This window comes from Rothia sp. HMSC066H02 (assembly GCF_001814995.1).
In the GTDB taxonomy this organism is placed as follows: domain Bacteria; phylum Actinomycetota; class Actinomycetes; order Actinomycetales; family Micrococcaceae; genus Rothia; species Rothia mucilaginosa.
Genome location: NZ_KV818683.1, coordinates 48500 through 60760 on the forward strand (window position 1 = coordinate 48500; position 12261 = coordinate 60760).

A 12261-nucleotide genomic window follows, 5' to 3' on the forward strand; every position below is an offset into this window, starting at 1 on the left:
TCTAAAACACAGAAAGAACATCATGCAGGTACATAAGTACGATGTAGTGATCGTCGGTGCCGGCGGCGCAGGTATGCGTGCCGCCATTGAGGCCGGTCAGCGAGTTCGCACCGCGGTACTGACCAAGCTATACCCCACCCGCTCCCACACCGGTGCGGCACAGGGTGGCATGTGCGCCGCTCTGGCTAACGTTGAAGAGGACAACTGGGAGTGGCACACCTTTGACACCGTCAAGGGTGGCGACTACCTGGTTGACCAGGACGCAGCAGAAATCATGGCTAAGGAAGCTATCGACGCTGTGCTCGACCTGGAAAAGATGGGTCTTCCCTTCAACCGAACCCCCGAAGGCCGCATCGACCAGCGCCGCTTCGGTGGCCACACCCGTGACCACGGTAAGGCCGCTGTGCGCCGCGCATGCTACGCAGCTGACCGTACCGGCCACATGATTCTGCAGACCCTCTACCAGAACTGCGTTCGCCACAATGTGGAGTTCTACAACGAGTTCTACGTTCTCGACCTGATCCTGGTCAAGGACGAAGAGGGCAAGCCCCGCCCCGCCGGCGTCGTCTCCTACGACCTGGCAACCGGCGAGGTCCACGTTTTCCAGGCTAAGTCCGTGATCTTCGCATCCGGCGGTTGTGGCAAGATCTTCAAGACCACCTCCAACGCACACACCCTCACCGGTGACGGCATGGCTATCGCACTGCGCGCAGGCCTGCCCCTGGAGGACATGGAATTCGTTCAGTTCCACCCGACCGGCCTGGCTGGCCTGGGCATTCTCGTCACCGAGGGTGCTCGTGGTGAAGGCGGTATTCTCCGTAACGCTGACGGTGAGCGCTTCATGGAGCGCTATGCACCCACCATTAAGGACCTCGCACCCCGCGACATCGTGGCACGTGCAATGGCAAACGAGGTGCGCGAAGGCCGCGGCTGCGGTCCCCACAAGGACTACGTGCTGCTTGACCTGACCCACCTGGAGCCCTCGCACATCGACGAGAAGCTGCCCGATATTACCGAGTTCGCTCGTACCTACCTGGCAGTGGAACCGCACCACCAGCCCATCCCGGTGTTCCCCACCGCGCACTACGCAATGGGCGGTATCCCCACCAACAACGAGACCGAGGTCTACCACAACAGCAAGGAGACCATCCCCGGCCTCTACGCAGCTGGTGAGGTTGCTTGTGTGTCCGTCCACGGTGCAAACCGTCTGGGCACCAACTCCCTGCTGGACATCAACGTGTTCGGTAAGCGTGCAGGCCGCAAGGCAGCAGAGTACGCAGCATCCGCTGAGTTTGTACCGGTTCCGGACGACGCAGCAGACCGCGTTCTCAACATGCTCAACGGCATCCTCGAAGGCAAGGGCACCGAGAAGGTCGGCGCTATCCGCGCAGACCTGCAGAAGGCTATGGAAGCTGACATGCAGGTGTTCCGTACCGACGAGACCATCCGCGCAGCACTGGCAACTATTGCTGAACTGGAAGAGCGCTACAAGAACATCGCCATCCAGGACAAGGGCAAGCGCTTCAACCTCGACCTGCTCGAGGCTGTTGAGCTCGGCTTCCTGATTGAGCTGGCAAAGGTCATGTCCGTTGGTGCGCTGCACCGTAAGGAATCCCGTGGTGGTCACTACCGTGAGGACTTCCCCAAGCGTGACGACGTTAACTTCATGAAGCACTCGATGGTCTACCTCGACCCCGAATCCGAGTTTGAGGGTGTCAAGGGCCTGCGATTCGAAACCAAGCCCGTTGTCTACACCCGCTACGAGCCGAAGGAGCGTAAGTACTAAAATGGCTGAAAACGAACTCCCCGAACCGGAATCCGTCAAGCTGTTTGAGGGTATGACCGGCGGCGACTCCGACTCCATCCCCACGTACGATGTGGTCATCAAGATTCGTCGCTACAACCCGGAAGTTTCCTCCGAGGCATACTGGGATGAATTCCCGCTGACCATGTACCGCACCGACCGCGTGCTGGATGCTCTGCACAAGATTAAGTGGGAAGTAGACGGCTCCGTCTCCTTCCGCCGCTCCTGTGCACACGGCATCTGCGGCTCGGACGCAATGCGCATCAACGGCCGTAACCGCCTGGCTTGCAAGACCCTGCTGAAGGACCTTGACCTGTCCAAGCCGATTACCGTTGAGCCCATCAAGGGTCTGCCCTGCGAAAAGGACCTCATCGTTGACATGGAGCCCTTCTTCCAGGCATACCGCGAAATCATGCCGTTCTTCATCAACGACTCGAACGAGCCTGAGCGTGAGCGCCTGCAGACCATTGAGGACCGTGCACGTTTCGATGACACCACCAAGTGCATCCTCTGTGCAGCATGTACCTCGTCCTGCCCGGTCTTCTGGACCGACGGTCAGTACTTCGGTCCCTCCGCTATCGTGAACGCGCACCGCTTCATCTTCGACTCGCGCGACGATGCAGGCGACCTGCGTCTGGAGATCCTCAACGATAAGGAAGGCGTATGGCGTTGCCGTACCACCTTCAACTGCACCGAGGCTTGCCCCCGTGGCATCCAGATCACCAAGGCTATTGCCGAGGTGAAGCAGGCAATCCTGAGCCGCTCGCTCTAATCTGAGCACGCGGTATCAGCTGATACAGCATTGACGATTCAAGCCGTCACCCACACCGGGTGGCGGCTTGAATTGTTTGACAGAAAAGGCCCGGCTGAAAAGGCTGAGTAGAGCATTTTCGGGGCTCCGGGGCACACAAAAACTCTTCACAATCTGTCATAAAGTCATAGATATTCTCGAGGGCTGTCAGAAAGGGGGAGTAGGTAGGTAAACCTCGGTGTGCGGCGTTATTCTACTGTGTATGGTTTTCGCTAATTCTCGCTACGATTTGTCCACCCCCGTCTTTGACGACTGGGTGGAGCGCATGATGGGTACCCTCGTGCAGTTCCGCCGCGAAGTGCACGCTAACCCGGAGCTTTCCTTCCGTGAGGTGGCGACCACTGAGCGCCTCATGAATCGACTGCGAGAAGCCGGCATGAACCCCGTTGCTTGCGAAGGCACCGGCTGCTACGTCGACATCGGAAGCGGCCCCTTTGCCCTGGCTTTGCGCGCCGATATTGACGCTCTGCCCATTGTTGAGCAGACCGACCTGCCCTACGCCTCCACCGTGCCCGGCGTGATGCATGCCTGCGGCCACGATATTCACCAGACCGTCATGCTCGGTGTGGCGCTGGCGCTGCACGAGCTGAACGAGAAGACCCCGCTGGGTCGTAGCGTCCGTATTCTCTTCCAGCCCGCCGAGGAGCAGCTTCCCGGCGGCGCGGTGCAGATGATTTCGCAGGGTCTGCTCAAGGACATTCCGCGTGCTTTCGCCCTGCACTGCGACCCGAAGGTGGACCTGGGCCAGATTGGTACCCGCATCGGTGCGATTACTAGCGCCTCCGACACCGTGAAGATTCACCTGAGCGGTCACGGTGGACACACCTCCCGCCCGCACCTGACTGAGGACCTCATCTACGCGATGAGCCAGATTGCTGTGCAGGTCCCCGCCGTGCTGACCCGCCGCACCGACGTGCGTTCGGGTGTGCTGGTGGCATGGGGCCAGGTCAGTGCCGGCGTCGCTCCCAACGCTATCCCCGCCGAGGGCTACCTGGCGGGCACCATGCGTTGCCTGGACGTTGAGGTGTGGCGCCAGGCGGGCAACATGCTGGATGAAGTCATCGAGCAGGTCGCCGTACCCTTCGGCGTGAACGCGCGAGTGGAACACATCCGCGGTGTGCCCCCGGTCGTGAATACCGACCTGGAAACCACCATGCTCGAGAACGCGGCTCGCGCTGAGCTGGGCGAGGACTCCATCGTGCTGGTCGAGCAGTCCATGGGCGGCGAAGATTTCGCGTGGATGCTGCAGGAAGTTCCCGGCTCCATGTTCCGCCTGGGTACCCGCGCCCCCGGCGACCCCACCTACGATCTGCACCAGGGCGATTACGCCCCGAGCGAGCAGGCGATCGGCATTGGTGTGCGCGTCATGGCGGCAACTGCCCTGCGTGCCGTCCGTTTTGAGCTGGCGAAGGCTGCAAAGGCGGCGAACCCCATCCGCGATGAGGCACGCTAAAGAGCTTCTCGAAAGCTTATAAGCCAGGCTTGAAAGTACGACTATATAGCCGCATCAAGCCTTGAAAGCTGTACAAGTTTCACCCCGTTACCTCTCACCGAGTAGCGGGGTGAAACTCTATGCACGCGATAGAATTAAAAGGATTATGAGGACATTTGCGTTATGTTCCCGACCCTGTGCCCACACACCCTCGGGGGATGAAGGAGATAGCGCATCATCACACGGCGCACGCCGGAGGAGGACACCCAATGAGCTTCTTTGGAATCGGCAAGAAGAAGTTGGATGAACAGTCGCGCGAAGAACAGAGCGCCGAAACTGCTGAGGCCCAGAAGGAACAGGCAAGCGAAGACGCTCCCAAGAGCGCGCGACTGAGCCAGAAGATTATGGAACAGCAGCAGTGGGAGGACTCCCTGCGCCGCTTCGTGAAGTCTGAGAGCGCGCGCCACCAGAACCACGACGAAGAACAGAACGAAGAGCACCGCGCTGTTGAGGACCTCAAGCGTGCCCTCCTGCACGGCGATGAGAAGGCTGAAGAATCTTCCGCTGCTGATGAGCTGACCGAGGAACAGGCGGAGGAGCAGGAGCGTCGTAGCCTGCTGGCGGCGCTTGGCGCTTTCCCCCAGGAATCTGAGGAGCCTGTTGAGGCCGAGCAGGTCGCTGAGGTCCAGGACGTTGAAGAAGAAGCCGCCCCGGTTGCTGAGGTTGCTAAGCCCGCTACTCCCGCGTTCCTGCGCGATGACGAGGAAGGCGCTGGTGAGGGTGCATCTGCCGAGGCTGAGGAGCCGAAGGATGCCGCAGAGGATGCGCGCTCCCAGTTTGAGGAGCACCTGCGTGCTGTGCGTGCCCAGAACACCGAAGATGCTGCCACCGAAGATGCTGCCGCTGATGATGCTGAGGCCGCTGAGGATACTGCAGACGAGGCAGAGGGTCACGAAGAGCTTGAGGTTGTCGAGGCTGTTGTAGAAGCTTCCGAGAACAAGTCTGAGAACGCTCATTCTGCATCTGAAGCTGAGGAAATTCATACCGTTGAAGATATGAAGGCAGCCCGCACCCGTGCCGCCGTGACCGAGGCGCAGAACGCCGGTCTGGACGATCTGGCGGCAGCCTACGCGGCACGCCTGGGCATCACCTTGGACAGCGAAGAGGAGACCTTTGTCGAGGTTGCTTCCGATGAGGCGATTGCTGAGGAAACTGCTGCTGACGAGGCAACTATTGAGGTACCTGAGCCCGCTGAAGCTACTGAACCTGTTGAGGACACTGATGTGTCTGAGGTATCCGCAACTGTTGCTGAGACTGCTGAAGACTTCGAATCTGAGGAGACCGTTGACCTCACCGCAGGTGCAGAAGAAGTTGTAGAGCCTGCTGCCGCTGCTGAGGAAGAGCCGATTGAGGCTGTCGTTGAGGCGCCTGAGCTGCTGGCGTCTGAACTTACTGAGGACGAAAACGCGGTCTCTGATGAGACCGAGCTGCTCTCCGCTGTATCCGTTGAGGAGAAGCGTGACGTGTCCGTCTCTGAAGCGCCCGAGGCTAAGGACTTCGACGCTGAAGAGGAGAACACCGCAGAGCTGATCTTTGACGCCTCCGCGGTGGAAGAGCCTGCTGTCGAAGAAAGCGCTGTTGAAGAAGGCACCGTGGAAGAAACCGTAGCGGAAGAACCTGCTACCAAGATTGAGGACTCTGGGCTTGAGGACTCCGCAGCTGAAGGTACCGATTCTGCGGAAGACGAACCCGCCAAGAGCTCCTCTGTAGCTCCTGCGCTTGCCGCTGTTGCCGCCCCCGTAGTTGTTGCAGCTACCGTTGCCTCTGCCGCAAAGACCGAAAAGGCTGAGGAGAAGGCTGAAGAGGGCACCTCTCAGGGCGTCGCGCTGACCGCAGAAGGCATCGATAAGAAGGAAGCAGAGAAGCACGAGTCTGCTACTCGTGAAGACTCCGCTGAGGAGCCCGTTGCTGAGCTGAAGGAAACTGAGCAGAAGCTCAGCGAAGACGAAGCTGAACTGGTTGCCGAATCCATCATCCTGAGCGAGCCCGTTGAGGGTGCGGCAACCCTGCCCGCTCTCCCCGCGCAGCGCGCTCTCCACGGCCTCGCGGAGCTCATGCGCACCCGAGGTTCGGGCACCATGAGCCTGGAACTGCGCCAGGTTGATGAGGATATGCACTACCGTCTGTTGCACCGCGGTCGTGAGGTTGAAACCGGCATTGTCGTGCCTGGCGTTGACTGGTTTGCACCCGTTGCGGCACTGTACACCGAGGCTCAGCAGGCCGGCGCAACCTGGAACCGTGCGGCTGTCTCTTTGAAGCCGCGTCTGGGCGACGGCCTGGAGGTTCACGCATCGTACCTGGGTGCTGTGGACGGTCAGACTATTAGCGAGAGCTTCCTGCTGGAAGGTGCTGCCGCTGAGGCTAAGCCCGTTGCTACCGCTGAGGCCGCTGAGGCTACCTCGCAGGATGAGCCTCAGGAAGCTGCTGTTCAGAGCGTTGACCCGATTGAGGCTGAACGTGAGGCTATCGAGCGTGAGCTGGAGGCTGAACTCGCTGAGAAGCAGGCTGCGAACGAGGCTGAGGTAGCTGCCGATGCTGCTGAAGAGCCTGTAGTTGAGACTGCTGAAGAGGGCGCCTCCGCGGGTCTGCTGACCGCTGCAGGTCTTGCCGTTGCCGGTACTGCAGTGGCTGGTTCTGCTGCTTCTGCACAGGAGAAAGACGACGTAGAGGAGACTGTTGAAGCTTCCGACGAGCCTACCCAGACTGAGTTTGTGCCGGTTGAAGCTGAGTTTGAGCACGACTACGAGAATGACCCTGTCTTCGGCGCGGCTACCGTAGAGCCCGAAACTGAGCAGGTTGAAGAGTCCGCCGCTGAGGCAACCGAGGTATCCGCAGAGGACTCTGACGAGCCCAGCGAAGATATGGAAGCCGCCCTGGCTGCCATCGTTGCCAACGCTCAGAAGAAGCTGGATGCTGAGGAAGTTTCAGCTGTCGAGGAGCAGAAGGCTGCCGCCCCCGTGGTTGCAGAGTCCTTCACCCTGGACCGCACCCAGCCCGTTGAAGAAGCTGCAGATGAGCCGGTCGTAGAGAAGGCTGAAGAGCCCGCACTGCCCGCGTTCCTGGATGACTCTGAACTGCTGCCCGAGAAGGAAACCTCCGCTGCTTCCGCTGAAGAGCCCTCCGAGGAACCTGCCCTCGTAGACGTTGAGCCTGCCGCTGAGAGTGCATCTGTGGCTCCCGGCCTGGCTGGTGCTCTTGCCGCAGCTGCCGCAGTGGGCACCGCAGGTGTCGCTGTGAAGGCTACCGAAGCAAAGGCATCTGAGGTATCTGAGGCAAAGGCTACCGGCGCTCAGGAAGAGCCCGCTGAGAAGGTCGCTGAGCTCAAGACCGTTGAGGTGACCCCCGCGGCTAAGATTGCTGAGGCTCCCGCAGCGCTTGCGCCCGCCTCCGAGGCCGCCGCTCAGACTGCACCGGTAGCGCCGGCAGCAGAGGCGGCACCCGCTGCGGCGACCACCCCGGTTGCCCTGCCGGAGAGCACCCCGGCAGGTATCTCTTCCAGCATCTCGGCATCCGCGCTGAGCGAGCTCAACCAGCTGCCCACCATCGTGGCTGAGCCGGACACCCCCTCCGCCGCGGTGCAGAGCCCGCTGGTTCCCTCGGAGACTCAGCTGGCAGCCGGCAACCTGGTTCTGACGGAGGCTCAGGTCGCTCAGCGTCTGGCGCCGGTCGTCGAGCACCTCTTCGGCGAGAACGGCACCGCAAAGGACGCCACTACCGTGCTGATTCGTGTACGTGCCCTCGGTTCCTACTACGACGCCCTGACCCACGTGCGCCGCAACGGCTTCTGGGAGCAGGTCCGTACCTTCGAGCTGATTCCCGAAACCCTGCTGGACATTCCGGCGCTGAAGACCGACTCGTACAGCGAGGGCGAGGGCTCGCCGCTGGCTATGAGCCTGACCTTCACCCCGGGCGTGCCGGTTCAGGCGGCATTCGATTATGCGAACGAGCAGGCGTTTGTCACCTACCCGCGTCCGCTGGATGCTGAGCGTTACGTTGAGGAGCTGCGCATGTTCCCGCGTCTGGGTTCGAAGATCCCGGCTCATATGACGAGCGCGCTTTCGCACTGGAACCTCTAAAACCTTGTAAGGTGCGCCGCGCCGGCTCCCCGTGTGGGGGTCGGCGCGGCGTGCTATGTTTGTCATTTTTTCGATGAGGAAGATTGTTATGACTGATACCCCTAATACTCCTGAGGCTTCTGCGGTGCAGAACGTTCAGGACACTGCCGCCCGCGCGGCTGAAGCCTTTGGCACCCTGGTGGAAACCATGGCGCTGTTGCGCGCACCGGGCGGTTGCCCGTGGGATGCTGAGCAGACTCACGCCTCCCTCATCCGCTACCTGGTGGAGGAAGCCTACGAGGTTGTCGAGGCGGTAGAAACCGGCGGCGAGCCGAATATGCCGCTGTTGCGTGAGGAGTTGGGCGACGTGTTGCTGCAGGTAGTGTTCCATTCCGATATTGCTGCGGCAAACCCGCAGGGCTTCGACATTGTGCAGGTGGTTGAGGGCCTGGTGCAGAAGCTTCGTTCGCGCCACCCCGATGTGTTCGCGGCTGAGTCTGAGGGCTCTTCGGAGGCGCCCCGCACCGCAGCTGAGCAGCAGGCGGCGTGGGATGCGTTGAAGAAGAAGGAGAAGAGTGACCGTGGCGCGCTGGACGGTATTCCGCCGCATCTGCCGGCGCTCGCTATGGCTGAGAAGACTGCTGTGAAGGCACGTAAGGCGGGTATTATTCTGCCGCCGGAGCCTACGAGCATGGAGGACGACCTGCGCTATATGCACACTGAAGAGGAATTCGGCGAGCTGCTCTTTGCGTTGGTGAGCCGCGCACAGCGTAATGGTTTGGATCCGGAGCGTGCCCTGCGTTCGTACACTCGTCGCTATATTGCTCAGCATACGCATGATGAGCCGAGCTATTAGAAACGGTGGTTGAGTTCTTCTGTGAGGCGCTTTGAAATCTGTTCTCTGAGGGAATAAGAGGTTTCAAAGCGCCTTCTGTTTGTTTGGGGTTGTGTTGGGCAGCCGTGAGGATGCTCTTGGCACATACCCCGGCATTTGGGCTCATGTTGTGCTTTGGTCGAGTACCCACACCCTCCCAATGTGGGGGAGTGTGGGTCTTGTTCCGCTTTGTAGCGCCTGACTAAGGGTTATTTAGACCTTCAATAAGGCAATAAAAAAGCGGTGGCAACTAGTGTGTTTGTGTGGGAGTTTTGCTAGAATTTAGGGGACGCGACTTGTCCACTACCGGGTGAGCCGTTCACATCCTTGACATCTCATAAGGAGAACAATTCATGGCTGTTATTACCGCAGTTCACGCACGCCAGATCCTGGATTCCCGTGGCAACCCGACCGTTGAGGTTGAGGTTCTGCTCGAAGACGGTGCTTTCGCACGCGCAGCTGTGCCCTCGGGCGCATCCACCGGTGAGTGGGAAGCTGTTGAGCGCCGCGACGGCGACAAGTCCGTATACCTGGGCAAGGGTGTTCTGGGCGCAGTGAAGTCTGTTATCGAAGAAATCGCTGAAGAGGTCATCGGCATTGAGGCTTCCGACCAGCGCGCTGTTGACGCAGCCATGATTGCTCTGGATGCAACCAACAACAAGGGCAAGCTGGGCGCAAACGCAATCCTGGGTGTCTCCCTGGCTGTTGCTAAGGCAGCTGCTGAGTCCGCTGATCTGCCCCTGTACAAGTACCTCGGCGGCCCGAACGCTCACGTTCTGCCCGTCCCCATGATGAACATCCTCAACGGTGGTTCTCACGCAGACTCCAACGTTGACATCCAGGAGTTCATGATTGCTCCCATCGGCTTCGACAACTACTCTGACGCTCTGCGCGCAGGTGTTGAGGTTTACCACTCCCTGAAGTCCGTGCTGCACGACCGCGGCCTGGCAACCGGCCTGGGCGACGAGGGTGGTTTCGCACCCAACCTGGAGTCCAACGCAGCTGCACTGGACCTGATCGTTGAGGCAATCGAGAAGGCTGGCTACAAGCCGGGCGAGCAGGTTGCACTGGCACTGGACGTTGCATCCTCCGAGTTCTACAACGACGGTGCGTACGAGTTCGAGGGTCAGAAGAAGTCCGCAGCTGAGATGAGCGCATACTACGCTGACCTCGTTGCAAAGTACCCCCTGGTTTCCATCGAGGATCCCCTGGATGAGAACGACTGGGAGGGCTACAAGACCCTGACCGAGCAGATCGGTGACAAGGTCCAGATCGTCGGTGACGACCTGTTCGTGACCAACCCCGAGCGTCTGGCTCGCGGTATCGAAGAGGGCGCAGCTAACGCTCTGCTCGTGAAGGTGAACCAGATCGGTTCGCTGACCGAGACCCTCGACGCAATGGAGCTGGCACAGCGCCACGAGTACCGTTGCATGGTTTCTCACCGTTCCGGTGAGACCGAGGACGTCACCATCGCTGACCTGGCTGTTGCAACCAACGCTGGCCAGATCAAGACCGGTGCTCCCGCACGTTCCGAGCGCGTTGCTAAGTACAACCAGCTGCTGCGCATTGAGGAAGAGCTGGGCGAGGCAGCTGTTTACGCTGGCAAGTCCGCATTCCCCCGCTTCAAGGCATAAGTTACTGAAGCATCCGACCGCGTGAGCGGTTAGACGTCAAGGAGGCGGTGCTACCCCGTAGGGGAGTGGCACCGCCTCCTTCTCTGTGTGCGGTCTATCAGCTCAGGTATGCCGTGGCAGGGTAGAATGTATCGCTTGCAACATAGAGCTGGGGAAGCTCTCTGAACCCGGTAGAATATGAAGGAAGCGCTTAGCGGTACAGAATGGAACGAGGGATAGAGCAATGAGCCAGCGAGCAAACCAGCAGACCCGGTCGCACTCTCAGAGTTCTACCGAACCCGCTCAGGGCGTTGCCTCCTCCAATGCGCCGCGTGGCGCCGCTAAGGAAGCCCGCACCTCCCTGATGAAAAAGGCTAGCGCCCTTTTCTTTGGCGTAGGCTTGAACCAGCGCCACCCCGAGCGTGAACGTCAGGCGCAGGCTCGCCGTGAGGAGCGTGCCCGCCGCCGCGCCGCAGCCCAGCAGGGCAGTGAAGAGGGCGGATACGATGCCCCCGTGGCGGCTCATATGTTCTCCGGTCGTAGCTTCCTGACCGCTGTTGTGGTGGGCGTGATTGCGCTCGGTACCGCATACCCGGTGGTCACCTACATTGACCAGGACCGGGAAATCAAGCAGATCAATGCGCACATTTCCCAGTTGCAACAGGAGAACGCCCAGCTGAAGGCGGAGCAGACCTGGTGGAACGACGACAACTACGTTCGCCAGCAGGCACGTAGCCGCCTCTACTATGTGAACCCCGGCGACACCCCCTACGTGGTCACCGGCATTACCGAGGACTCCACGAAGGCGGACGGTACTTCTGCGAATGCGAAGAACGCACCCGAGGAAGCCTGGACTACCAAGGTTTGGAATTCTCTCGAGAAGAACTAGCCCCAGCTGCCGGCAGCAACCCTGCCCGTGCAGACACCCGGCATAAGCGGACGAGGTGACCCCTCGTTCCAGAAACTTAGGATTATGAGCACCGAAAACACCATTGAAGAGCTGAAAGCACGCACCCCCGGCGGCTTCGGCGTAACTGTTGAAACTCTGACCCCCACCGAGCAGGACATCCGCGTTCTCTCCGCGCAGCTGGGCCGTAAGGTCCGCGACGTGATCGAGATTCCGGCACGCTGCGTGTGCGGTAACCCGCTCGTGGCTGCTACCGCGCCGCGCCTGAGCAACGGCACCCCCTTCCCGACCGTGTTCTACCTGGCGCATCCGGTGATTACCGCTGCGGCTTCCCGTCTGGAGGCGGGCGGCCTGATGTACGAGATGACCGACTCTCTGACTGAGGATGCAGACCTTGCGGCACAGTACGCTGCTGCACACGAGAACTACCTGGCTGAGCGTGAGCGCATCCGCCTGATCAGCGGCACCGAAGAGGTCCCGGAGATTGACGGCATCTCTGCCGGCGGTATGCCGACCCGCGTGAAGTGCCTGCACGCCGTTATCGGCCACACCCTGTCGGTGGGTCGCGGCGTGAACCCGATGGGTGACCGCGGCCTGGACGCTATCGCCGAGTGGTGGACCCCCGAGGTCTGCTCCTGCGACCCCGCGTGGCGTGAAGAAGCCTAAATATTGATTCTGGTGCGCCCGCATCGTCGTCAGCGACGG

Annotated in this window: 8 protein-coding genes; all 8 read left to right on the top strand. The window is 60.5% G+C overall.

Annotated elements, in window-relative coordinates; genetic code table 11:
• Window positions 1-22: 22 nt before the first annotated feature.
• The 8 genes from sdhA to HMPREF2999_RS04450 all read left to right on the top strand — a co-directional run bounded on the left by sdhA (window position 23) and on the right by HMPREF2999_RS04450 (window position 12222).
• Complete coding sequence (gene sdhA, locus HMPREF2999_RS04415) at window positions 23-1786, top strand: succinate dehydrogenase flavoprotein subunit (RefSeq protein WP_049338687.1); 1764 nt, start codon at window positions 23-25, stop codon at window positions 1784-1786.
• 1 nt (window position 1787) lies between these two features.
• Window positions 1788-2576: a succinate dehydrogenase iron-sulfur subunit gene (locus HMPREF2999_RS04420; protein WP_005506828.1), complete on the top strand. Its 789-nt coding sequence runs from the start codon at window positions 1788-1790 to the stop codon at window positions 2574-2576.
• 241 nt (window positions 2577-2817) lie between these two features.
• A complete protein-coding gene (locus HMPREF2999_RS04425; RefSeq protein WP_049354982.1) occupies window positions 2818-4068 on the top strand; it encodes an amidohydrolase in 1251 nt (416 codons plus the stop codon).
• A 248-nt stretch (window positions 4069-4316) separates the two neighbouring features.
• Entirely contained in the window at window positions 4317-8183 is a 3867-nt protein-coding gene (locus HMPREF2999_RS04430) for an ornithinee aminotransferase (protein WP_070676098.1), read from the top strand.
• Between the two features lie 88 nt (window positions 8184-8271).
• Window positions 8272-9018, top strand: a complete 747-nt coding sequence (locus tag HMPREF2999_RS04435) for a nucleoside triphosphate pyrophosphohydrolase (protein WP_070676099.1) — start codon at window positions 8272-8274, stop codon at window positions 9016-9018.
• 371 nt (window positions 9019-9389) lie between these two features.
• Entirely contained in the window at window positions 9390-10670 is a 1281-nt protein-coding gene (gene eno / locus HMPREF2999_RS04440; RefSeq protein WP_005506838.1) for a phosphopyruvate hydratase, read from the top strand.
• Window positions 10671-10893: 223 nt separating this feature from the next.
• On the top strand, window positions 10894-11538 hold the full coding sequence (locus HMPREF2999_RS04445; RefSeq protein WP_070676100.1) for a septum formation initiator family protein: 645 nt from the start codon (window positions 10894-10896) through the stop codon (window positions 11536-11538).
• An 84-nt stretch (window positions 11539-11622) separates the two neighbouring features.
• Entirely contained in the window at window positions 11623-12222 is a 600-nt protein-coding gene (locus HMPREF2999_RS04450; protein WP_070676101.1) for a DUF501 domain-containing protein, read from the top strand.
• Window positions 12223-12261: the final 39 nt, after the last annotated feature.